This window comes from Mitsuaria sp. WAJ17 (assembly GCF_014174515.1).
Taxonomy (GTDB): domain Bacteria; phylum Pseudomonadota; class Gammaproteobacteria; order Burkholderiales; family Burkholderiaceae_C; genus Roseateles_B.
On sequence record NZ_JACJUG010000015.1, the window covers coordinates 84,528 to 107,444 of the forward strand.

Sequence of the window (22,917 nt, forward strand, 5' to 3'; positions counted from 1 at the left end):
GGTTGGACGAGGGCGGCTGCTCGGCATTCCAGCGAATGCCAAACGTTTGCCGCGTTCGGCGGCCAGTGTGCAGGGCGAGCGCCCGTGCGTCAAGAAGTGCGCCAGATGGTGGCTCGGGGCTCCGCGTCGGCGCGACAGCGGCTGCGCGCGGCGCCTTTCTCAGGAGCGGCCGCGCCTCTGGGGCGACGAGGTCGATTTCAGGGCATGCTCACAGCCCGGGTCATCACAGAGTTCGCAGGTCCAGCGCGTGCTGCCGGGCAAGCGTGATTGACGGTCCATCAGGCGGCTGAACAGGCCCGTGGGCGCCGCCGCAGGCGGTGCCCCGCTCGCGTGCTGGGCCAGCAAGGGCGTCAGCGCGTCCAGGGCATGAGCCAGCCGGTCCGGGCCCTGGCCCTGGATGACGACGAAGGCGTGGCCCTGCATGCGAAGCCAGCCTCGCAGCAGGCGGTCCACCGGCTCGCGCACATGGGGGCCGTCACGCTGCAGGCCGTCCGCCACCCAGGGCAGGTCCAGCGCCATCAGCAGGCTGAGTTGGTAGCGCCGGTGCGCTTCGTGGGCCCAGGGGCTCAGGCTGCGGTCGTCGAACAGGTGCTCGCTGTAGAGGGCGGTCATCAGCGCCGTGGTGTCGGACAGCACGAGGTCGTGGCTGCCCGCTAGTGCGTCGGCACGGCGTTCCTGCTCCTGGGCGATGGCCCGCTGCTCGTCGGGGCGGGGCGTGCGGCCCTCACGCGCGCACCATTCGCGCAGGTATTCATCGACACGGGCCACGCGCAGGCCGGTGAGGGACGGCAGCGTCTCCTGCAGGGCGCGGGCGAGGGTGCTCTTGCCCGTGCTCTCGGCACCCAGCAGCGCGATCCTTAGGGCAGGCATGGCAGGGGCTCAGTTGGCAGGCTGGGCCCGCAACTCCCTCGACCAGGCCCGCCAACCGGCGACTGACATGGGGATGAAGCCCGCGTACAGCAGCACCGTCAGCCAGTAGCCCTTGAAGGCGAAGAGCGCCACCGACACCACGTTGACCACCACCCACACGCCCCAGTTCTCCTGGTACTTGCGGCCCAGCAGGTACTGGCCCAGCAAGCTCGCCACGGTGGGGAAGGCGTCCCAGTAGGGCAGAGGGGAGTCGGTATAGCGGGCCAGGTAGAGGCCCAGCAGGGGCCAGGCCAGCAGGGTCAGACCCACGGCCTGCAGCAGCTGGCGCTGCTCCAGGCGCCGTACGAACAAGGCCCGGCCGTCCTCCGTGCGCCCGCGCAGCCACTGCAGCCAGCCCCACAGTGCCAGCACCGCAAAGACCAGCTGAAGCGTGGCCTCGCCGTACAGCTTGCCGGACCAGAACAGCAGGAAGTACAACAGGGAGCTGACGAGAGCCAGTGGCCAGCCCAGCACCTGCACGCGCATATTGCAGATCACCATCCAGACGGCCAGCACGAAGGCCACCAGCTCCAGCCAGGTGATGGGGCTGCCGAAAGCCTCGACGGCGGGCAGCAACAGGGGGCTCAGCCAGGCGAGCAGGGCGTCCATGGGCAGGGGCGGATCAGCGATGGACCTGGACGTAGATTTCGTCGGGGCGGACCATGCTCAGCTCGAACCGGGCCTTCTCCTCGACCATCTCCAGGCCTTCGCGCAGGTCACGCAGCTCGGCCTGGATCAGCGCATTGCGCGCCTGGGCCTGCTCATTGGCCAGCTGCTGCTGGCGCAGCTCGGCGCGCAACTGCACGCCACGAGCCAGACCGCCCTTGCCGAACCAGAGCTGGCCCTGGATGGCGATGAGGAAGGCGGCGAGGATGAGCGCGAGGACTTTCACGAGGGGCGAGTGTAAGGCAGTCCGCGGACGGTCGCCTTGCGGGATGTCCATGAAAAAGGCCCCGTCACCAAGGGGTGCGGGGCCATGCGTGTCATCGGGTGGCCTCGGGCACGAAGCCCCAACGCGGGATCAGCGCAGGTTGTAGAAGGCAGCGCGGCCCGGGTAGACGGCGATGTCGCCCAGGTCTTCCTCGATGCGCAGCAGCTGGTTGTACTTGGCCATGCGGTCCGAGCGCGACAGCGAGCCGGTCTTGATCTGGCCGGCGTTCAGGCCCACGGCGATGTCCGAGATGGTGGAGTCCTCGGTCTCGCCCGAGCGGTGCGAGATCACGGCGGTGTAGCCGGCACGCTTGGCCATCTCGATGGCGGCGAAGGTTTCGGTCAGGGTGCCGATCTGGTTGATCTTGATCAGGATCGAGTTGGCGATGCCCTTGTCGATGCCTTCCTTCAGGATCTTGGTGTTGGTCACGAAGAGGTCGTCACCCACCAACTGCACCTTGGCGCCCAGGCGCTCGGTGATGTGCTTCCAGCCGTCCCAGTCGCCTTCGGCCATGCCGTCCTCGATGGAGATGATGGGGTACTTATCGACCCAGGTGGCCAGCATGTCGGTCCATTGCTCGGCCGTCAGCGAGATGCCGCCTTCGCCTTCCAGCACGTACTTGCCGTCCTTGTAGAACTCGCTGGCGGCGCAGTCCAGGCCCAGGGCGATCTGCTCGCCAGCGGTGTAGCCGGCCTTGTCGATGGCCTCCAGGATCAGCTGGATGGCGGCCTCGTGGTTCTCGACGCTGGGGGCGAAACCACCCTCGTCACCCACGGCGGTGGACATGCCCTTGCCGTCGATGATCTTCTTCAGCGCGTGGAAGACCTCGGCGCCCCAGCGCAGGGCCTCGCGGAAGCTGGGGGCGCCCACGGGGATGATCATCAGCTCTTGCAGGTCCAGCGAGTTGTTCGCGTGGGCGCCGCCATTGATCACGTTCATCATGGGCACGGGCAGCTGCACGCCGCCCATGCCGCCGAAATAGCGGTACAGGGGCAGGCCACTCTCTTCGGCCGCAGCGCGGGCCACGGCCATGGAGACGGCCAGCATGGCGTTGGCGCCCAGGCGGCTCTTGTTCTCCGTGCCGTCGAGGTCGATCAGGGTCTTGTCCAGGAAGGCCTGCTCGGAGGCGTCCAGGCCCAGCACGGCCTCGCTGATCTCGGTGTTGATGTGCTCGACGGCCTTCAGCACGCCCTTGCCCAGGTAGCGGGTCTTGTCGCCGTCACGCAGTTCGATGGCTTCGCGCGAGCCGGTGGAAGCACCGCTCGGCACAGCCGCGCGGCCCATCACGCCCGATTCCAGCAGCACGTCGCACTCCACGGTGGGGTTGCCGCGGCTGTCCAGGATCTCGCGTCCGACGATGTCAACAATGGCGCTCATTGAGAAGGTCTCCGGTAGGAAGTTGGTAACTTAGTTACGTTCGGCGCGCATGGTGCCAGCAAAAGGTTACGCGCGCTGAACAATCGCAGGTCAGGGTCTTACACCCCGTCAACGATCAGCATGCGCATGACGCTGGCGTTCTCGCGCAGGGTCCGGGCATGCCGGTAGGTCTGGGAATCGTAGAAGGCACGGGCGGTGGCGTGGTCAGCGAACTTCAGCACCACCAGGCGGGTGGGCTGCCAGTCACCTTCCAGCACCTCAATGGCGCCGCCGCGCACGAGGATCTCGGCGCCATGCTCCTGCATGGCCTTGGTGCTCCATTCCCGGTACTTGGCCATCTGTTCGGCATCGGTCACGGTGACGTCGGCAATCACAAAGGCGGCGGGCATGGGCATCCTTGAAGAAAAGCGGCGCGGACTGTGCAGGCCGCGCCGGGGTTTGTGGGCTCAGGCGGAGAAGTCGTTCTCCAGCAGGGGCTGGCTCTTGACCACGCGGTCCAGGGCCACGAGCTGCTCCAGCAGCGCCCGCATGCGGTTCAGGGGGACGGCATTGGGGCCGTCCGAGAAGGCCTCGGCCGGGCGCGGATGGGTCTCCATGAAGAGCCCCGCCACGCCCACGCCCACGCCGGCGCGGGCCAGCACCGGCACCATCTCGCGGGCACCGCCGCTGGTGGCGCCCTGGCCGCCGGGCTTCTGCACCGAGTGGGTTACGTCGAACACCACCGGGGCGCCGGACTTGCGCATCTCGGCCAGGCTGCACATGTCAGCAACCAGGTTGTTGTAGCCGAAGCTCACGCCGCGCTCGCAGGCCAGGAAGCTGTCTTCGGGCAGGCCGGCTTCGCGGGCGGCTTCGCGGGCCTTGTCGATGACGTTCTTCATGTCCCAGGGCGCGAGGAACTGGCCCTTCTTGATGTTCACCGGCTTGCCCGACTTGGCCACCGCGCGAATGAAGTCCGTCTGGCGGCACAGGAAGGCCGGCGTCTGCAGCACATCGACCACGGCGGCCACGGGGGCCACCTGGGATTCGTCGTGCACATCGGTCAGGATGGGCAGCCCGAGCTGGCGGCGCACCTCGTCCAGGATCTTGAGGCCGGCGTCCATGCCGACCCCGCGCTTGCTGCTGCCCGAGGAGCGGTTGGCCTTGTCGAAGGAGCCCTTGTAGATCAGAGGGATGCCCAGGGCCGAGCAGGCTTCCTTGAGCTGGCCGGCCACATCCAGCGAGAGCTCCAGGCTCTCGATCGAGCAGGTGCCGGCGATCAGGAAGAAAGGCCTGTCGATCCCGACATCAAATCCGCAGAGCTTCATGGGCTGGCTTCCTTCAGGCCTTCTTGTGGCCCAGGGCCGCCTTGATGAAGGCGGTGAACAGCGGATGGCCGTCCCAGGGGGTGGACTTGAACTCGGGGTGGAACTGCACGCCGACGAACCAGGGGTGCACCTCGCGCGGCAGCTCGACCATCTCGGTGAGCTTCTCGCGCTGGGTGATGGCCGAGATCACCAGGCCCGCCGCCTGCAGCTTGTCGAGGTAGTGCTCGTTGGCCTCGTAGCGGTGGCGGTGGCGCTCGGTCACGACCGGACCGTAGATGTCATGGGCCAGGGTGCCGGGCTTGACGTCCGAGCTCTGGGCGCCCAGGCGCATGGTGCCGCCGAGGTCGCTCTTCTCGTCGCGCTTCTGGATGGAGCCGTCGGCGTCCTGCCATTCGTCGATCAGGGCGATGACCTTGTGCGGAGCGTCGGGGTCGAACTCAGTAGAGTTCGCGCCCTCGAGACCGGCCATGTGGCGGGCGTACTCGATGGTCGCGACCTGCATGCCCAGGCAGATGCCCAGGTAGGGCACCTTGTGCTCGCGGGCGTACTGCGCGGCCAGGATCTTGCCTTCCACGCCGCGCTTGCCGAAGCCGCCGGGCACCAGGATGGCATCGAACCTGGCCAGCTGCGCGACGTTCTGGCGGTCCAGCAGCTCGGAGTCGATGTACTCGATGTTGACGCGGGCATGGTTGTGGATGCCAGCGTGGCGCAGGGCCTCGTTGAGCGACTTGTACGAGTCCGACAGGTCGGTGTACTTGCCGCACATGGCGATGGTGACTTCGGTCTTGGGGTTCTCGACCTCGTAGACCAGGCTGTCCCAGCGCTTGAGGTCGGTGGACTTGGTGTTGAGCTGCAGCTTGGTGCAGATCAGCTGGTCCAGACCCTGCTCATGCAGCATGCGCGGCACCTTGTAGATGGTGTTGACGTCCCACATGGAGATCACACCGTACTCGGGCACATTGGTGAACAGGGAGATCTTCTCGCGCTCGTCGTCCGGGATGCGGCGGTCGGCACGGCACAGCAGGGCGTCGGGCTGCACGCCGATCTCGCGCAGCTTCTGCACCGTGTGCTGAGTGGGCTTGGTCTTGAGCTCGCCGGCGGCGGCGATCCAGGGCACGTAGGTCAGGTGCACGAAGGCGGTGTTCGTGGGGCCCAGTTTCAGGCTCATCTGGCGCGCGGCTTCCAGGAAGGGCAGGGACTCGATGTCACCCACCGTGCCGCCGATCTCCACGATGGCCACATCGACCGCATCCGGCATGCCGGCGCCAGCGCCGCGCTTGACGAACTCCTGGATCTCGTTGGTGATGTGCGGGATCACCTGCACCGTCTTGCCCAGGTAGTCACCACGGCGCTCCTTCTCCAGCACCGACTTGTAGATCTGGCCAGTGGTGAAGTTGTTGCTGCGCTTCATCCGCGTGGTGATGAAACGCTCGTAGTGACCCAGGTCCAGGTCGGTCTCGGCACCGTCGTCGGTGACGAAGACTTCGCCATGCTGGAAGGGGGACATCGTGCCCGGATCCACATTGATGTAGGGATCCAGCTTGATGAGGGTGACGGAGAGGCCGCGCGATTCGAGGATGGCAGCCAGAGAGGCCGATGCGATGCCCTTGCCGAGGGAGGACACCACACCGCCGGTGACGAAGACGTACTTGGTCATGTCTTGCAGCGTCCGATGCAAGAACGCTGTGGTGGTAAAGCGCGATTATAGCGAGGTCGCGCCGGGGGCCGCAGCCTCCGCTTCCAGCCTGTCCAGCAATTGCAGCACAAGAGCGGCCGTGTCGTCGGGCCGCTCGAAGGGATAGAGGTGCCCGCCTTCCATCCAGTGGAAGTTGTGGCCGGCCAGGCGTTTGCTGGCCTCGGCCCCAGCCTGGCGCAGCTCCTCGGACTGCGTGCCCGCCACGAAGGCCACCGGGCAACGCGGCGGGTGGCGGCGCATGATGCGGTCGAAGGTGTGGGGCAGGGTGTTGTAGATGCGGGTCTCGACCTCGCGGCGGAAGCCCAGGTGGACCTCGCCCCCGATCTCATCGAAGCCGCAGGCGACGTAGTCCCGCAGCACGCGCTCGTCCCAACGGGCGAACTTGTGTTTGCTGGCGAAGTGCCCGAACACCACGTCGCGCGAGGGCCAGCGGTGGCGCCGCTGGCTGGAGATCTTGCCGGGCGACACTCGCTCGATCAATCCCGTCAGCTTGGCCACATGGATGCTGTGCGCCTTCCAGCCCGAGACCACCGGCGAGTCCAGCATCAGCAGGCCACGCGCCAGGTCCGGCCTCCTGCAGGCCGCCAGCAGGCTCACGCCGCCACCCAGGGAATGGCCGACCAGCATCACCGGGCCCGGCGTCTTCATGCGGGGGCGCACCTGGCGCTCGATGAAGTGGATCAGCTGGTCCCGCAGGTGGGGCCAGTTGCTGGTGACAGGGTACTGCGGGTCATGGCCCAGCCGGGGGATGGCGTGCACCGTCCAGCCGGCCCGCTCCCAGGTTTCGAAAAGCACGCGGTAGCAGCCCGCGGGAAAGCCGTTGGCATGGGAGAAGACGAGGTGGCGCTCGGCCGGCGGTGGCAGGGGCATGGGGGTCCGGGGTGGGCGTCAGGCGCGGACCAACTGTTTGAGCTTGTACAGCTGTTCCAGGGCCTCGCGCGGGCTCAGGGCATCGGGGTCGAGATCATGCAGGGCGTCCACGGCGGGATGGGTCGCCTCGGCGACAGCGGGGGCCGGCTCGGGCGGTGCAGCGAACAGGTCGATCTGCGATTCGGCCTCGCCCGCCTTGGCTTCCAGGGCCTCCAGCGTCGCACGCGCCTGCCGCACCAGGCTGCCGGGCATGCCGGCCAGGCGGGCGACCTGCACGCCATAGCTGCGGCTGGCGGGGCCGGGCTGGATCTCGTGGAGGAAGACGATGTCCTCGCCACTCTCCGCTGCGGAGACATGCATGTTCACCGCCTGCGCATGCTTGGCGGGGAACTCGGTCAGCTCGAAGTAGTGGGTGGCAAAGAGCGTGAAGGCCCGGCACCTGTCGTGCAGGTGGCTGGCGATCGCGCCGGCCAGGGCCAGGCCGTCGAAGGTGGAGGTGCCGCGGCCGATCTCGTCCATCAGCACCAGGGACTGGTCCGTGGCGCCGTGCAGGATGGCCGCGGCCTCGGTCATCTCCAACATGAAGGTGGACTGGGCGTTGGCCAGGTCGTCCGCCGCGCCGATGCGGGTGTGGATGGCGTCCATGGGGCCCAATCGGCAGCTGCGGGCGGGCACGTAGCTGCCCATGGCTGCCAGCAGGCAGATGAGCGCCACCTGCCGCATGAAGGTGCTCTTGCCGCCCATGTTCGGGCCCGTGATGACCTGCATGCGGGTGCGGGCGTCGAGGCGGCAGTCATTGGCCATGAACTCGCCGGCACCGGTCTCGCGCAGGCGCATCTCCACGACGGGATGGCGGCCGCCCTGAATGTCGATGCAGGGCTGGGGCACGAAGTCAGGCCGGGCCCAGCCCAGCGTGGCAGCGCGTTCGGCCAGAGCGGCGAGTGCGTCAAGGCTGGCCAAGGCGCGGCCCAGTCGGGTGAGGGCGGGCAGCTCATTGGTGAGCTCGTCGATCACCAGCTCGTACAGCGCCTTCTCGCGGGACAATGCCCGCTCCTGCGCCGACAGCGCCTTGTCCTCGAAGCTCTTGAGCTCGGGCGTGATGAAGCGCTCGGCGTTCTTGAGGGTCTGGCGGCGCTGGAAGTCCATGGGGACCTTGTCCAACTGGCCCGCGGTGACCTCGATGTAGAAGCCGTGCACCTTGTTGTACTGCACCCGCAGATTGGCAATGCCGGTGCGGGCGCGCTCGCGGGCTTCAAGGTCCAGCAGGTAGGCGTCGCAGTTCTGACTGATGCCGCGCAGTTCGTCCAGCTCCTCATCAAAACCCGGGGCGATGACGCCACCGTCGCGGATCAGTACCGCCGGCTCGTCGGCGATGGCGCGGCTCAGCAATTCCGCCAGATGGGGCGAAGCCAGCAGGCCTTCGCCCAGGGACAGCAGCAGGGCACTACCGGCCGCAGGCACCTGCGACCGCAGTCCCGGCAGGCTCAGCAGCGTGGCGCGCAGGCCGGCCAGCTCGCGCGGGCGCACCTGGCGCAGGGCCACCCGGGCGGCGATGCGCTCCACGTCAGACACCTGGCGCAGCGCCTCGCGCAGGCCCTCGAAGCCCTGGCTGAGGAAGGTGGCGATGGCCTCGTGCCGCGCCAGCGCCTCGGCGCGCTCGCGCTTGGGATGCAGCAGCCAGTGGCGCAGGGCTCGACTGCCCATGCCCGTACGGCAGCTGTCCAGCAGCGAGAGCAGGGTAGGGCTCGTCTCGCCGCGCAGGGTCTGGGTCAGCTCCAGGTTGCGCTGCGTGGCAGGGGGCAGATCCAGCAGTTCGGAGGCGCGCTGCACCTGCAGGCTCTTGACGTGAGCCAGGGCCCGGCCCTGCGTGTGCTCGGCATAGCTCAGCAGCGCTGCCGCGGCGGCCTGGGCGGCCGTCAGCTCCTGCGCGTTGAGACCTTGCAGGCTGGCAACGCCCAGCTGCTCGCAGAGCTTGCGCAAGCCCAGGGCGGTGTCGAACTGCCAACTGGGGCGGTTGGTGATGGGCAGGCGCGCAGCCAGCACACCGGCGGGCTGGCGCTCTCGGTCCACCAGCACCTCAGCCGGCGAGAGGCGGGCCAGCCAGGAGGGCAGTTCCTCGGCGCTGCACTCTGCCAGGCCCAACTGGCCCTGGGTGAGCGAGAGCCAGGCCAGACCCAGGGTGGGTTTGGCACGAGCGCCGGTGCTGGCCACGGCGAGCAGAATGCTGTCCTGCTTGTCGGCCAGGAGTTCGGTGTCGGTGACGGTGCCCGGCGTCACCACTCGCACGACCTTGCGCTCCACCGGCCCCCTGGTCGCACCAACCTCGCCGACCTGCTCGGCAATGGCGACCGCCTCCCCCAGCTTGATCAGTTTGGACAGGTAGGACTCCAGCGCATGAACCGGCACGCCAGCCATTACCACGGGCTCGCCGCCGCTCTGGCCGCGCACGGTCAGCGTGATGTCCAACAGGGCATTGGCCTTGCGGGCATCGTCATAGAAGACCTCGTAGAAGTCGCCCATGCGATAGAAGACCAGGGTGTCCGGGAACTCGGCCTTGATGCGCAGGTACTGCTGCATCATAGGGGTATGTCCAGAAACATCGACCTCTGTAACGCCTTGATTTGACTGGGAATAATTCTCGTAGGTCATTGATTTTTCTGGAATTTCTTCTGGTTCGAGCCCGCCTGCTTTGTTCCCGCTACTCGTCCACATGGTGTTTGCACAGCGCCTGCACTTGGATTATGGGCGTAGCTTTCGGCGTAACATTTGCCCCGGTTTGAGTTCGGCGTAGGTTTTGCCGAATAGGGGAGGACCATGGCTACGTTCGACGCCAGGGCGGCCAAGCAGCTGCTCGCCGGCCAGCATCTTACGGTGAATGACGCCCCAGGCCTGCGCCTGGAGGCGACGGGCAGCACCAGGACATGGGCATACCGCTACAAGAGCCCGATCAGCGGGTTGATGAAGCAGCTGAAGCTCGGCGCCTGGCCGGAGATGGGGTTGGCCCAAGCGGTGGCCGCCTGGATCGATGCCAAGGCAGTCCGGGATGCGGGCCGCTGCCCCGCCACGGAGCGACGCGCGGCGCGTGCGGCGCCTGTGGGCCCAGCAAAGGCTGCGGAAGTCCTCACGGTGCAGCAACTCCTGTCCCTGCTCGCCTACTTCGTGATCGTCGCCGCGGGCGCCGTGCCCGTGCTGACGCTGTTCGGCGCAGCGCCCTGCCCCGGCTGGCACCGGGTGCTGCTGGACGCTGTGCTGTGCCTGGCCGTGTTCGCGGTGCGCGGCAACCTGATGGAGCTGTTCCGCTCCACCTCGGGCGACGGCCGCGTCGCCGACTTCCTGCGCCGCGGAGGTAGCTCCCAATGCTGAAGCTCCACGACATCGGCCAGGCCGTCACGGGGCTGCAGCGCCTGCTCGGCGTGCCGGCGACCGCCGTCTTCGACGAAGCGACCCAGCTGGCCGTCTCGGACGCACAGCGCCGCTTCGGCCTGGTGGTCGACGGCATCGCCGGCCCCAAGACGATGGAAGCGCTGACGCGCGGCAGCCGGCCGGCCCGCCTGCTGGGGGACGCAGACCTGAAGGCCGCGGCCGAGGCGCTGGGCGTGCCCATCGCCGCCGTGCGCGCCGTCAACCAAGTGGAGAGCCGCGGCAGTGGCTACCTCGCCGATGGCCGCCCGGTCATCCTCTTCGAGCGCCATGTCTTCTTTCGCGAGCTGGAGAAAGCCGGCGTCGATGCCCAGGCCATCGCCAGCAAGTACCCGACCCTGTGCGCGCACGAGCGCGGCGGCTACTCGGGCGGCTCCGCCGAATGGACCCGGATGGAGCTGGCGGCCAGTGTCTCGTACCACCGCGAGGCCGCACTGCGCTCCGCGAGCTGGGGCCTGTTCCAGATCATGGGCTACCACGCATCGGCACTCGGCTACGCGAGCGCCCAGGCCTTCGCCGACGCCATGGTGCAAAGCGAGGGCGAGCAGCTGCAGGCCTTCGTCCGCTTCATCAAGGCCGACAGCGCGCTGCACAAGGCGCTGAAGGCCCTCAAGTGGGCTGAGTTCGCCCGCATCTACAACGGTCCCGCCTACCGGGACAACGCCTACGACCTGAAGCTGGCTCGCGCCTTCGAGCGCTTCAAGGCCTCCGACCCCTCCGACACCAAGACCCAAGCATGAGCAAACTGACCCCCTTCCTCCTCACCATCGCCGGCCTGGCCTTCGCCGGCCTGCCAGGCACCACCGCGGACTTCCAGAACATGATGGCTTGGTGAGGAGGTGGTGGCCTTCGAGCCCTATGTGGTTTCGGAGGCAGGGGGCGGCGATGCCTGACCACGTAGGAAGCCCCGGCTGATGCTCCCGGCGTGCCGGTTCAGGAAGGGGCTGCCAATTGGGCTGACTCCAGTCGTCAGCGCTTCTGGCCTTCAGCCCATGCCGTTGCCGGGGCGGAAGGGGGGGCAGATGCAGGAGCTGACGCGACCGATGCGCCCGGAGGCGCCCTTTGACCTCGTTCTTCCGATGAGGCTTGGGGTGCCTTCACATCGGTGCTGAAGTCGAGGATCGTGGGAACCCTCACTATGTTGGCTTGGACGATAGCTGAGAGTGCGCTTACAACCGCGACAAACCAGAGCGCCCATTGAAGGCGCTGACTGGCTGTGTGCTTGCGCTCCTCTTCGTCACGTCGCTCGAGCTCGGCCATGCCATGGCCAGTAATGCGGTACCTCTGGCTGTCTCCTGAAACGTTGATGGCCCACTTCATGGCCACGCAGGAATCAAGGTAGAGCTGTATCTTGTTTCGAAAGGCACCGCCGCCGGGATGCTTCCAGTATCGCCTGGTGGCGAGGTTCTCACAGAGTTGGAAGTAGGTGGTGCCCCGATACCCCGAGCCGGACTCCATATCGTCATAAAGCGCTCGCAGGACCATCGTCTGCTGTGCGCTGACGAGGGATCTGCGGTTGAAGAACCACTGCCCAACCTGGTCGGCCCAAAGTGCCATGTATGGCCAGCGTGTCGTACGGCTGCGCACGAAGTCCCAGAGACCAAAGCACTCAACCTCGGAAAGACCACGGTAGTGCACGATCCTGATCTGCCGGGCTTCCACCGCCGAGAATCGCAAAGTGGTATCGATCTGCGACCCATTCTCGTAGTGGTGGCAGCGAATGCCGTCGTCCTCAATGGCGCTCACCCATTGAGGCGGGTCGAGCTGGAGCTCGACGGCGAAGCAGTTGACGGCTTCACCGTCAGGGCCAGACCTTGAAATTTTCAATGGGCACGGGCGCAGCAGCGCCGGCCCAACGAACCGTTTGAAAAGCAGCGTCTCTAGGTTGTTCATGCCTCAGCCAGCAGTTCAGCTTCCTATTGAGCCGCCTGGCGGCTACCCGCTGAGATGAGCAGGTCGCAGGTCGTTTGCTCGACAGAAGGCAAGCTATGGTGCTTTGGGAGCCTTCTGCAGGGCGGCTCTAGTTCTTCTTCGGCTGTGGTGCCGGTTGCGGCATGGGAGGGCGCTTGCCGCCTCCGCGCTGCAGAAATGCGACGGCCAGCGTGCCAATGGTGATAGTGGCGATCGTGCCACCAAGCACAGCCTGCCCATTCAGCCCGGCGTAGACACCGCCGCCGATCCCGCCTGCTGCGACCAACAGGGCAGCCAGCTGCCCGAACATGCGTTCGACGAAGACATACGTATTGATCCTGTTGTCCTGCGCTCGTCGGTGCGCAGCTTCTTTGCGCGTTTCGTCGACTACAAAGTCGACCAAATCTGGGCGAAAGGTGTGCAGCCGCTCCAGTTGAGGAACGGGGAGAGCAAGAGCGTCTGTTTCGTGGGCGTCGACGGTCAATTCGCCGCCATTGCTATCTGTGGCTCGAGCTCTTAGCGACTTTCCCATACTTATTGGTCTTCTTTTTCAGGGTGGCTGCAACTTTGCGCGCGTCTCCACGCAAGGCAGCTTGGTCACGTTCGAAGCCACCACGGCCGGACCTATAGAGCCGCTGCTGCGGGGCCCAGAAGCCCAGGACGCTTGCGAATCCGTCGAGTACGTTGAGTAGGTGGTTCATGGTCGTTTCCCCCCATGGTTACGGTCTCCCGCCTGCACTCCCAGAGTGTGGTAGGAGAGGGTGGTTTGGGGTGCAATGTGGAACACTGTAGCAGATCGGTCAATGCCGATATGTCAAGTGGGAGTAGGGAAATCTCTATGCTCGCTTGACATCGTGGTGGCATAGCCGATCGGTAGCGGTTGATGGCTCTGGCATTTGCTATGCCTGGAAGCAGGAAGGGGCGCCGCAGCGCCCCTTTGTCATGCGGGTGACCCTTCTCAGGCGGCCTGGAAGATCAGGCAGCGCAGCAGGGGCGAGTGCGGGGCGCGCAGCTTGCTCTTCACGCGGCCGAAGCGGATGTAGCGCGGGTCGGCTCGCATGGCTTCCTCGATGGCCTCCTGCACCGCGGGCTTCTCAAGGCCGGGCCACAGCAGGCCCTCATCGCTGGCCACGGCGTACAGCGTCGGCAGGCTGATGGCGACCTCGCCGGCGTCCGGGCTGTGGTCCAGCAGCTGCAGGCCCAGGTCTTCGACCAGCTCCCAGAATTGCCGGCGGTAGACCGCAGCCGCCTCGGCCGGGCGCGGGAAGTGCTCGACCTTCGGAAGCGGCAGGCCCACGGCGCGGTTGTAGGAGGTCAGCGCCTGCAGCTGCTGCTCGTACTCGCCCACCGTGGCGGCCCGCGCCAGCTTGCTGGCGGCCTCGCTGGCCAGGTTGGTGATCTTGACCAGGTCGCCGGCGCGGATCTGCATCTTCGGCGTGCGGGCGCCCAGTAGCGGGCGGTCGCGCTCCTCGATCACGGCCTGGCGCAGCAGCTCGACGGCCTGCTTCTCGCGCTGGATGAAGTAGCGCCGGACCTGGCGGCCGAGGTCGTTGTTCTCCAGCATGGCCAGCTCCTTGGCCATGTCGAGGGTCAGGTGGTAGTCGACGGATCGGCGGTCACCGCCATGCTGAGCAACTTGATTTTCCGGATCGGGAAAATCAAGTCTGGCATCGCGAGCCGCCATGGTGACGTAGTCGGAGCCCAGCTCGAAGCCGTAGTCATCGATCCGGCCCTTGATCCAGGCGGCGAAGACGCGGCCGACGCCCAGGGCTTTGTGCAGGTCGCGGGCATTGCAGAGCAGGGTGTCTTCCTGCTCGGTCAGGGGGAAAACAGGGATGAGGTTGTTCATGGCCACGGCTCAGTGGAGGGCGGCATTGATGGTGCTGACCGAGCTGCGCAGCTTCTCGACCAGCGGCGTCAGCAGGCACATCAGGCCGGCGGCGCGCAGGGGCTTCTCGGGGTCGGCGTCGAGCATGGTCAGCAGCATGTCGAAGGCCTCGATCAGGTCGTACTGCTGGCGATGCGCCTGGTCCAGGATCTGGTTCGTGCTGTGGGCTTGATCGAGCAGCTCATCGAAGCCGGCGGCGGTCAGGACGTCGGTCTTCAGGCCCTGCAGGCGGGCGAGTTGATCGAGGGTGTCGCACAGCGCGGCGCGCCGGGCGTGAGGGGTAACGGCTTGGTCAGTTGCGCCCATGGGGCCTCCGTAGGTTGCAGTCGTCGAGTGACTGCCACCCTCCGCCAAGAGGGCGGCAGCCCGAGGTGGGTTGGCGGACCGGGCAACCCGCGGAGCGGAAACCGGCGAGCCTTGCGGCTCCCCACCCGGGCCGCCATTGAACGGACGGAATACGGGCGCAAAAAAGCCGCAGCTCAGTCGATGCGGCTTCAGGGCCGCGGATTGCATCGGGCCGCCAAGCCCGGGCCCTGATGTGCAGGGCTGCCAGAAGTCTAGCGCGGAATTTTCGTCACTGTGACGAAAATCGACACAGGAGCGGACGCGCGCCCGGCACTTGATTCCCCGGATTGGGGGGATCAAGTTGGTCGGTGAGTTCTCCCCCGATTCGAGGAATATTCCGCCGACGCGATCAGAGCCCCTCAGAGACGCGCGGGCCCGGGCAGACCCTGGCCCTTGGCCGCGCGGACGATCGCGGCTCCTGGGGCCGCTGGGCGGCCTGGGCGGGGCCTCGCCGCCGGGAGGCACCCCTGCCGGACCTCGGCCGCGCTCCGGAGCGCGCGCGTGACCCCGCCACGCCTGCCCGCTTCATGTGCCTGGTTTCCTGCAGCTGCATGAGGCCCTGCCGAAGGGCCGCTGCCCCGTGGGGAATGCCGGCCAGCGGCCGTCGAGGACTGTTGCGGATTCATGCACCCAAGCGCATGCATGGCGATGCGAAGTCCAGGGTTTCGGCCCCACAAAAGGTAATCACCGTCACCAGGCCCAAAGCCGGCGAAATTTGCCCTTACGAATCAACGATCTAGGCAGTTACCTTTGAAAGGCAACCTGGAGGCACCTGAAAAGTAATCGGCTCCTAAGTGCTTGATTTGCAAGGCTTTGTCTGCATATTCAGGTTACCTTTTATAGAGGTAATCTAGTTACTCTAAAGTTACCCAAAGGTGACTCCGACCCGGGCCGGACTTTGCCCAGTGTTCATCGGGGTTCCCGGCGATTTGATGGGGTCGGCGTCAAAGATTACCTTTTTTTCGACCCCCTCGGACCTGAGAAATGGGCCGCGCGCGCATGGCGGGCGCACGCGATCTTCACCTTGTTGTCGCCAGCGCGAGGACATGGCCGCCGGGCTACCGCCGGCTGGCCAGGCTGACCAGAATCCTGGCCATGCAGATCAACATGCGCGACCCCGAAAGCATCGCCGCCTGGTACGAGGTCTTCCCGGCCCGCCATGGCCCCCAGCTCGCCGCGCTGCGGGCCCTTCGCCCGGCCTTCGCGCTGGCTATCGACGCTGCTGGCCAGCTGCTGCGTGCGCGGCGCCTGACGGCGGCCGTCGGCCAGCCCGGCGCACGTCGTGGATCCGGTAAACTCTCCAACGCCGCTGCCGCCGAGCCTCCCTCATTTCCTCCCTGACGGAGCGGCTTTGACGCCGGCACTGGATGCCGGCGTTTTCTTCATTGCACCGTCAAGACCTTCGACGTGGGTTGCCCTCAAGGCCGGGGCCGCGCAAGCCGGCGCTGGGCATGGAATACACCGTTCCAACCGGTACTATGTATTCGAGGCACACCTCGCTGCCGGGTCGAAAAGGTCGTTGGCAACCACTGCGCAGTCAGCAAGCAGGTCAGCCAGGTTGACATAGGTCAAAGCGTGATTGCGGGTGGAAAACCCGCTGTTAGTCAACCACATGGGGACGGTGTCGTCATCGTGGTGCTTTCCTTCACGCACCCGTTTGCCCCAATGCTTGATCGTGTTTGCTATTTCATAGGCATGTTCTTGCGGAGTGTCGTCACCTTTCGTGAAGATGTTGGTGTTCGAAAGAGTGACGACTAGCTCTGTAAAAGCCTGAAGATTTAATAAGCATGTCTCCCAGGCGCGAAGTGCGCGGTAATACTTGTTTGAGGATGGATTTTCGGGCTTGCTTGATTCCAGGTAAGTGCTGGTTAACTCCCGCGCACGCTTGTGGTCCTCAATAGCGGCCTGAGCACGGTAGATGATATTGAAAGCAAGCTGTCGCTGGTTCCCCTCGTATTGAGAAAGAAACACTGAATGGAGGAAGTGGTTTGCCATCCAGTACTCGGCCTGCACGCCCGCTATAGCTGGTTCTGGAATCTCGGCTTCAGTAAATTGTGCAATGCCCGGGGCAATGAAGCGATTCAGAATATCGGGGTTCCATGTGGGTGCCATTGTTTCTGCCTGCTAGTTTGCCGTGTGCAGCACGGTGAAAATCTTTTGCCGAACAATTTGGGTGCTCGGCGTTAATCGGCCCTCACCCGCAAGTCTCGGCCAGCCACGTGCGAGGGCACCACATTCCTGGTTCGTCGGGGTTGTAGCAACTCTTGGGCATACAAGCCATTTGTGACTACATTCGTCGCATGTGTAACCTGTACCACGTAAGTCCCAAGGGAGACATTTTCACGTACTTCAGGACCAGCGTGCCCGACCCCTGGCTGGACGCGCCGGTCGTCGGTCCATTTGGACAGGGGGTCTTTCTTAGAAGCCGGGGCCGCGGCCTGGATTGCGTCCTAGGCCAGTGGGGCCTAATCAGGCCAGGGCAGCCGGAGCGGATCGAACGGCTGCCGTCAAAGGTGCCGGGAAAGCAGGGTCGCCCCAGGTCAACGAACAATGCGCGAATCGAAGGCATCGAGAAGAAGGTGACCTTCCGCGCCGCGTGGGCGGAGGGCCGGCGCTGCATCATCCCGGCGGCCTGGTATCAGGAGCCGAACTGGGAGACCGGCAAGAACATATGGTGGCAGCTACGGCGTGCCAACGGGCTACCCTGGGCCTTGGCCGGCCTATGGTCTGAGTGGGTCGATCCGGCCACCGGTGAGGTGGTGCCGAACTTCACCATGATCACCACAAACTGCGATCAGCACCCGCTGCTGAATCGCCTGCACAAGCCAGATCCAGACCTGGCGGCGGACGCTCAAGACAAGCGCTCATTGGTGCACCTGGAGCCGGGCCAGTGGGAGACCTGGCTGCACGGTTCGATCGACCAGGCCCTGGCCATGATCAAACCGGCGCCAGCGGAGATGTTCGATCTGGCGGACGCTCGTCGAACCGACCAGCTTCTGACGGCTCGCTGACCGGGCGGCACCACCACGTCTGCCGCAGCCCTGGGTCTTGCAGATGGTCTGAGTCCTCGCGGCCCGACAGAAGGAACCCGCGGTCTTCCATCGCGGTCAGTTCGCAGTCATGGATGGCCGGGATCAGGTACGAGGCGCCCCGGCTTTGGCCGCATCGCAGAACGGCAGACCTCACCCATCGATCCTCAAATCGGTTCGACAGGCGCCAACGCTCAATCGTGAGCCAACCAACCGAGGGCTCGCCGAGCTGGTCGAGCGCCAACTTCATCCCATCTTTCCTGAGCCTCAATACTGCCACCTTCATGCTGTATGAATATACAGTATTTGCGGGCTGTCGGTAGCGTAGGTTTTGGCGTAGGTTTCTGGAAATCTCTTAGATTTTCATGGGAGAACACGCCGCTGCATCATGGGGGTGTGCGCGGAGAAGTCCTGGGCTGCGAGGTCTGCCTTGGCAGGGGCGGCGCTGGGTGCTTGGGCCATGTCGGCGTGCGGGATGCTGGAAATGGGAAGCGAGCCGATCCGGGCTCGCGGGGCTGGCATCTTAGCGGTAGCGGCTGGCCTGCATGATCGAGAGGCCAGTCGCGTCCCACGACCTGCCCAGTTGCGGCGATCAGCCGATCAACAAACCACTTGAATACTGTATTTGCATACAGTATTCTTGCGCCAGCACGAATCAAGGCAGGCGCGCCAACCCGGCGCCTCCTGCCGCCTGGTCAAGCAATACAGCGGGAGCAGCAGATGGCAGCGGTCAAGCGCATGGGTGTGAAAGTGGGGCAGACGGTGGGTCTGACGGTGGGCGTGACGAGGGGGCTGACGGTCCGCAAGATCCTGGGCGGCCACATGCAGGAACCGGAGTCCTGGATCGTGGGCATTGGCGGCCTCACACTGCTGGGGCTGGCGCTGGGGGTGCTGGGCTGAGAGCTGGGGCACCGCGTCAGGCTCGTGTGGCATTGCGGCAGGAAGCCCCTGGCCTGCGCTCAGGGCCGGGTGGGCGGCAGGGGAATGAAGTCATCCTCTCCCGGGACCTTCGGGAAGCGGCCCTCGGCCCAGTCTCGGGCCGCCTGTTCAATCCGCTCCTTGCGGCTGGAGACGAAGTTCCACCAGAGGTGCCGATGGCCGTCCAGGCGCTTGCCTCCCAGGAGCACCAACTCCGTGGGCTCTGGCGCCCAAGGGGGGGCGCTGAGTTCGAATGCAGACGGGGGCTGCGGGGCGGAGGCTTGGTTGGCGGCCTCTGCCGGCGTGGCGTCGGCTGGCGACGAGCCAGCTGCGGAACGAAGCACCACCAGTTGGCGGGCGGGCAGCGGTTCGCCGCCCAGCAGCAGGTCCTGGCTGGGCGCGTAGATCGCCCATTCTTCGGGCAGCTCGAGGTCCCAGTCACTCAGGGCCAGGGTGGCCCCGGGGGCCAGGCTCAGGTGCAGATACAGCGTGCTGGCCGAGGCGTGGACAGGTGAGCGCAGGCCACCCAACTGACCCACGAGAACGCGGATGCGCGCCCCTGGCCGCTCCAGCACCGGCAGGTCGGCCGCGGCCACATGCTGGAAGGCGGGTTCACATTCCTCCTCTTCCTGGGGCAGGGCGCACCACAGTTGCAGGCCGTGCATGGCGTAGCTGGCGCCTCGCAGGTGTGCGGGCGCTCGTTCGCTGTGCACGACGCCCTTGCCGGCCGTCATCCAGTTGATGTCGCCCGGGCGGATCTCCTGCTGCGCGCCTGTGCTGTCGTGGTGAAGCAGGGCGCCCTCGAAGAGGTAGCTCACCGTGCTCAGACCGATGTGCGGGTGCGGTCGCACATCATGCGCCGGATCGCCGTGGCTGGTGGCGGGGCCGAAATGGTCCATGAAGATGAAGGGCCCCACGCTGCGCTGGGTCACGTCCGGCAACAGGCGGGACACCTTGAATCCCCCGCCCAGGTCTTTCTCATGGCCCTGGATGATGCGTGCTGCAGGCATGTCGTTCTCTTTCATGGGCCAGGCGCGGCCTGGCAGGATTGTGTCTTGCCGGTTTCGGCGCATCGCCTTTATCCGGCGGGTGCCAATCTTGCAGTTGTACTCGCCTTGTAACCCGCAGCAGGCGCTCTTCTTGTAATATGGTTACCAATTCAATAAGGGTTGAGTTACATAGACCCGAGGCACAAACGCATGAACAAGACGCTGCAAACGGTGACGGCCCGCATTCGCGAGCGCAGTGCACCGGCCCGTGAACGCTACCTGGCCGAGCTCGACCGGCTCGCCCAACGCAAGAAGGGGCCCGAGCGCATGGGCTGTGCCAATGTGGCTCATGCCTTTGCTGCCATGCCGGCGAATGACAAGCTGCGCATCGTGGCCGAGCGCCCCACCCACCTGGCGGTGGTGACGGCCTACAACGACATGCTCTCGGCCCATCAGCCCTACGAGCACTACCCCGAGCTGATCCGCGACGAGGCCCGCCGCCATGGCGCCACCGTGCAGGTAGCCGGCGGCGTGCCGGCGATGTGCGACGGCGTCACGCAGGGCATGCCGGGCATGGAGATGAGCCTCTTCTCCCGGGATGCCATCGCCATGGGTACTGCCGTGGCCCTGAGCCATGATGTCTTCGATGCGGCCCTGCTGCTGGGCATCTGCGACAAGATCGTGCCGGGCCTGTTGATCGGCGCGCTGAGCTTCGGCCATCTGCCCTGCGTCTTCGTGCCCGCTGGGCCCATGAGCAGCGGCCTGTCCAACAGCGACAAGGCCAAGGTCCGCGAGCTCTTCGCCCAAGGCAAAGTCGGCCGCGAGGAGCTGCTCAAGGCCGAGTCCGCCGCCTACCACGGCGCCGGTACCTGCACCTTCTATGGCACGGCCAACAGCAACCAGATGCTGCTGGAGGCCATGGGACTGCATGTGCCCGGCGCGGCCTTCGTGCACCCCCATGACGAGCTGCGCGAGCAACTGAGCCGCGAGGCCGTGCGCCAGGCCCTGCGCATCGCCCCGGGTGCGAACTTCACGCCGATCGGCCGCCTGGTGGACGAGCGCTGCATCGTCAACGCCATGGTGGCCCTGCTGGCGACGGGCGGTTCCACCAACCACCTGATCCACTGGGTCGCCGTGGCCCGCGCGGCGGGCATCAGCATCGACTGGACGGACTTCTCCGAGCTGTCCGCCGTGGTGCCGCTGCTGGCCCGCGTCTACCCCAACGGCAGTGCTGATGTGAACCAGTTCCAGGCGGCCGGCGGCCCGGGCTTCGTGATCCGCGAGTTGCTGGGCGCCGGGCTGATGCACGGCGACGTGCTGACCATTCAGGGGCCCGGTCTCGAAGCGTATGGCCGCGTGCCGCATGCCGCCGCGGGCGGCATCGGGTGGGCGGACCTGCTCGCCGGGTCGGGCGATGAGAGCGTGGTGCGCACCGCAGCCTCGCCCTTCAGTCCGACCGGCGGCCTGAAGCTGCTGGATGGCAATCTGGGGCGCGCCGTGATCAAGGTCTCCGCCGTGCCCGAGGACCGCCATGTGATCGAGGCTCCCTGCCGCATCTTCGCTGACCAGGAATCCATGCAGGCGGCCTTCAAGGCCGGTGAACTGGACCGCGACGTGGTCGTGGTCGTTCGCTTCCAGGGCCCACACGCCAACGGTATGCCCGAGCTGCACAAGCTCACGCCGCCCCTGGCCGTGCTCCAGGGCAAGGGCTTCAAGGTGGCCCTGGTGACGGACGGCCGCATGAGCGGCGCCTCGGGCAAGGTGCCTGCTGCCATCCACGTGAGCCCAGAGGCCCTGGCCGGCGGTCCGCTGGCCCGCCTGCGCGATGGAGATGTGGTTCGCCTTGACGCGCAGAGCGGCGAGTTGCTGGCCCTGGTGCCGACCGAGGAGTGGTCTGCGCGCGAACTGACCGCTATCGACCCGGCGCAGGCGGCGGACAACGCCACCGGCCTGGGCCGCAATCTCTTCGGCGGCTTCCGCCGCAACGTCCGTAGCGCCGAGGAAGGCGCCGTCACCTGGCTTTGAGGCCCGGCACACGGCAGTGGAACAAAGCAGAGGAACCCGCATGAGCAATCAGACCCTGAGCCTGGCCAGTCACGGCCCCGTGATTCCCGTCATCGTGATCCAGAAGCTGGAGCACGCCGTGCCCCTGGCCGAGGCCCTGGTGGCCGGTGGTGTGCGGGTGCTGGAGGTGACGCTGCGTACGCCGGTGGCCCTTCAGGCCATGGAGGCCATGGCTCGGGCCGTGCCCGAAGCCATCGTGGGCGCTGGCACGCTGCGCACTGCGGCGGACGTGGCCGCCGCCAAGAACGCCGGCTGCCGCTTCGGTGTCAGCCCCGGTTTCAGTACCGAGATTGCCGTGGCAGCCCAGGGGCAAGACCTGGCCCTTCTGCCGGGCGTCTCCACCGCCAGCGAGGTCATGCAGGCCAATTCGGCCGGCTACACCTTCCTGAAGCTCTTCCCGGCGGTGGCCGTGGGCGGCGTCAACCTGCTCAAGGCCCTGGCCGGCCCATTCCCGGACATCGCCTTCTGCCCCACGGGCGGGATCACGCAGGAGTCGGCGCCGCAGTTCCTGTCCCTGCCCAATGTGAAGGTCTGTGGCGGTTCATGGCTGACGCCGCAGGACGCCATGGATGCCGGCGACTGGGCTCGCATCACCCAACTGGCGCGGGCCACGCACGCCTTGCGAGCCTGAGAATCCACTGCAGCTGCTGCGGTGCGCGGCAGGCTGGAGCGGCAAGGGATCTCAAGCTTCAACCTTGCAGCTGATCGAAGATCAGGCAGGTGGTGCTGGCATGCGCGTAGAGCTTGCCGTCGTGTCCCACCAGTCGGGCCTCTGAGGTGGCGACTTGCCGGCCGCGGTGCGTGACCTCGCCAATGGCGCGGACCAGCGGGACCTTGTCTGTCAGGGCGCGAACAAGGTTGACCTTGAACTCCAGCGTCGTGTAACCGCTGCCGGGTTCCAGCGTGGTATGCACCGCGCAGCCCAGGGCCGAGTCCAGCAGAGTGGCAAACCAGCCGCCGTGCACCGTGCCCAGGGGGTTGTAGTGGCGGAACTGCGGCTTGCCCTGGAACACGGCCTTGCCCTTGGCCACTTCAATCAGCAGGAAGTCCAGCGTCAGCGCGATGGGGGGAGGCGGCAGTTCGCCGTCGAGCATGGCCTGCATCTGAGCCAGACCGTCCAGGCCGGCCAACTGGTCCAGCCGCGCGAGCCCGGGCTCGGGCTGCATGTGCTGGCGGACCCGGGCTTCTTCATCGCGCCAGCGTTGCAGCAGGGTATCGACGTGCGTGGCATTGTCGGAACGACTCATGAGGCTACTCCAGAGGGGC

At 66.2% G+C, this 22,917-nt stretch carries 23 protein-coding genes; 7 read left to right on the forward strand and 16 right to left on the reverse strand.

Annotated features, from left to right (window positions below; translation table 11 throughout):
• Positions 1-159 precede the first annotated feature (159 nt).
• The 9 genes from H5407_RS13855 to mutS all read right to left on the reverse strand — a co-directional run bounded on the left by H5407_RS13855 (position 160) and on the right by mutS (position 9,667).
• Complete coding sequence (locus H5407_RS13855) at positions 160-870, reverse strand: AAA family ATPase (RefSeq protein ID WP_183105044.1); 711 nt, start codon at positions 868-870, stop codon at positions 160-162.
• Between the two features lie 9 nt (positions 871-879).
• Complete coding sequence (gene pnuC / locus H5407_RS13860; RefSeq protein WP_183105045.1) at positions 880-1,518, reverse strand: nicotinamide riboside transporter PnuC; 639 nt, start codon at positions 1,516-1,518, stop codon at positions 880-882.
• Positions 1,519-1,531: 13 nt separating this feature from the next.
• Complete coding sequence (locus H5407_RS13865) at positions 1,532-1,801, reverse strand: septum formation initiator family protein (protein WP_183105046.1); 270 nt, start codon at positions 1,799-1,801, stop codon at positions 1,532-1,534.
• 129 nt (positions 1,802-1,930) lie between these two features.
• A complete protein-coding gene (gene eno, locus H5407_RS13870) occupies positions 1,931-3,217 on the reverse strand; it encodes a phosphopyruvate hydratase (protein ID WP_183105047.1) in 1,287 nt (428 codons plus the stop codon).
• A gap of 98 nt (positions 3,218-3,315) precedes the next feature.
• On the reverse strand, positions 3,316-3,606 hold the full coding sequence (locus H5407_RS13875; protein ID WP_183105048.1) for a DUF1330 domain-containing protein: 291 nt from the start codon (positions 3,604-3,606) through the stop codon (positions 3,316-3,318).
• A 57-nt stretch (positions 3,607-3,663) separates the two neighbouring features.
• Positions 3,664-4,521 carry a 3-deoxy-8-phosphooctulonate synthase gene (gene kdsA / locus H5407_RS13880; RefSeq protein WP_183105049.1) on the reverse strand — a complete coding sequence of 286 codons (858 nt, stop codon included), beginning with the start codon at positions 4,519-4,521 and terminating at the stop codon, positions 3,664-3,666.
• Positions 4,522-4,534: 13 nt separating this feature from the next.
• Positions 4,535-6,178 (reverse strand): CTP synthase, encoded by a 1,644-nt coding sequence (locus tag H5407_RS13885; RefSeq protein WP_183105050.1) that lies wholly within the window; start codon positions 6,176-6,178, stop codon positions 4,535-4,537.
• Between the two features lie 45 nt (positions 6,179-6,223).
• Positions 6,224-7,087 carry an alpha/beta fold hydrolase gene (locus H5407_RS13890; RefSeq protein WP_183105051.1) on the reverse strand — a complete coding sequence of 288 codons (864 nt, stop codon included), beginning with the start codon at positions 7,085-7,087 and terminating at the stop codon, positions 6,224-6,226.
• Positions 7,088-7,105: 18 nt separating this feature from the next.
• Complete coding sequence (mutS, locus tag H5407_RS13895; protein WP_183105052.1) at positions 7,106-9,667, reverse strand: DNA mismatch repair protein MutS; 2,562 nt, start codon at positions 9,665-9,667, stop codon at positions 7,106-7,108.
• A gap of 234 nt (positions 9,668-9,901) precedes the next feature.
• Between mutS and H5407_RS13900 the strand changes: the two genes are divergently transcribed.
• Both H5407_RS13900 and H5407_RS13905 read left to right on the forward strand, forming a co-directional pair.
• Positions 9,902-10,450 carry an integrase arm-type DNA-binding domain-containing protein gene (locus H5407_RS13900; RefSeq protein WP_183105053.1) on the forward strand — a complete coding sequence of 183 codons (549 nt, stop codon included), beginning with the start codon at positions 9,902-9,904 and terminating at the stop codon, positions 10,448-10,450.
• Positions 10,444-11,247, forward strand: coding sequence for an N-acetylmuramidase family protein (locus H5407_RS13905; protein ID WP_183105054.1), 804 nt, complete (start codon positions 10,444-10,446; stop codon positions 11,245-11,247). The genes H5407_RS13900 and H5407_RS13905 overlap by 7 nt, the downstream gene beginning before the upstream one ends.
• 229 nt (positions 11,248-11,476) lie before the next feature.
• Here H5407_RS13905 and H5407_RS13910 read toward each other — a convergent pair whose 3' ends face one another.
• From H5407_RS13910 to H5407_RS13925, 4 genes are all read right to left on the reverse strand, one after another.
• On the reverse strand, positions 11,477-12,400 hold the full coding sequence (locus H5407_RS13910; RefSeq protein ID WP_183105055.1) for a hypothetical protein: 924 nt from the start codon (positions 12,398-12,400) through the stop codon (positions 11,477-11,479).
• 127 nt (positions 12,401-12,527) lie between these two features.
• A complete protein-coding gene (locus tag H5407_RS13915; protein ID WP_183105056.1) occupies positions 12,528-12,950 on the reverse strand; it encodes a hypothetical protein in 423 nt (140 codons plus the stop codon).
• A 426-nt stretch (positions 12,951-13,376) separates the two neighbouring features.
• A complete protein-coding gene (locus tag H5407_RS13920) occupies positions 13,377-14,267 on the reverse strand; it encodes an antA/AntB antirepressor family protein (protein WP_183105057.1) in 891 nt (296 codons plus the stop codon).
• A gap of 9 nt (positions 14,268-14,276) precedes the next feature.
• Positions 14,277-14,612, reverse strand: coding sequence for a hypothetical protein (locus H5407_RS13925; RefSeq protein WP_183105058.1), 336 nt, complete (start codon positions 14,610-14,612; stop codon positions 14,277-14,279).
• Between the two features lie 1,134 nt (positions 14,613-15,746).
• Here H5407_RS13925 and H5407_RS13930 point away from each other — a divergent pair.
• Positions 15,747-15,992 (forward strand): hypothetical protein, encoded by a 246-nt coding sequence (locus H5407_RS13930; protein WP_183105059.1) that lies wholly within the window; start codon positions 15,747-15,749, stop codon positions 15,990-15,992.
• Positions 15,993-16,127: 135 nt separating this feature from the next.
• On the opposite strand, the gene H5407_RS13935 is transcribed toward H5407_RS13930, so the two are convergent.
• Positions 16,128-16,763 carry a hypothetical protein gene (locus H5407_RS13935; RefSeq protein ID WP_183105060.1) on the reverse strand — a complete coding sequence of 212 codons (636 nt, stop codon included), beginning with the start codon at positions 16,761-16,763 and terminating at the stop codon, positions 16,128-16,130.
• Positions 16,764-16,951: 188 nt separating this feature from the next.
• On the opposite strand from H5407_RS13935, the gene H5407_RS13940 reads away from it, so the two are divergent.
• Positions 16,952-17,662, forward strand: a complete 711-nt coding sequence (locus H5407_RS13940; protein ID WP_183105061.1) for an SOS response-associated peptidase — start codon at positions 16,952-16,954, stop codon at positions 17,660-17,662.
• A 738-nt stretch (positions 17,663-18,400) separates the two neighbouring features.
• Positions 18,401-18,580, forward strand: coding sequence for a hypothetical protein (locus H5407_RS13945; RefSeq protein ID WP_183105062.1), 180 nt, complete (start codon positions 18,401-18,403; stop codon positions 18,578-18,580).
• 59 nt (positions 18,581-18,639) lie between these two features.
• Here H5407_RS13945 and H5407_RS13950 read toward each other — a convergent pair whose 3' ends face one another.
• Positions 18,640-19,608, reverse strand: coding sequence for a pirin family protein (locus tag H5407_RS13950; protein WP_183105063.1), 969 nt, complete (start codon positions 19,606-19,608; stop codon positions 18,640-18,642).
• A 189-nt stretch (positions 19,609-19,797) separates the two neighbouring features.
• Between H5407_RS13950 and edd the strand changes: the two genes are divergently transcribed.
• The gene (gene edd / locus H5407_RS13955) at positions 19,798-21,612 is read left to right on the forward strand and encodes a phosphogluconate dehydratase (protein WP_183105064.1); all 1,815 of its coding nucleotides are present in this window, start codon (positions 19,798-19,800) and stop codon (positions 21,610-21,612) included.
• A gap of 40 nt (positions 21,613-21,652) precedes the next feature.
• On the forward strand, positions 21,653-22,282 hold the full coding sequence (gene eda, locus H5407_RS13960; protein ID WP_183105065.1) for a bifunctional 4-hydroxy-2-oxoglutarate aldolase/2-dehydro-3-deoxy-phosphogluconate aldolase: 630 nt from the start codon (positions 21,653-21,655) through the stop codon (positions 22,280-22,282).
• A gap of 58 nt (positions 22,283-22,340) precedes the next feature.
• Here eda and H5407_RS13965 read toward each other — a convergent pair whose 3' ends face one another.
• Positions 22,341-22,898, reverse strand: coding sequence for a PaaI family thioesterase (locus H5407_RS13965; protein WP_183105066.1), 558 nt, complete (start codon positions 22,896-22,898; stop codon positions 22,341-22,343).
• Between the last annotated feature and the right edge of the window lie 19 nt (positions 22,899-22,917).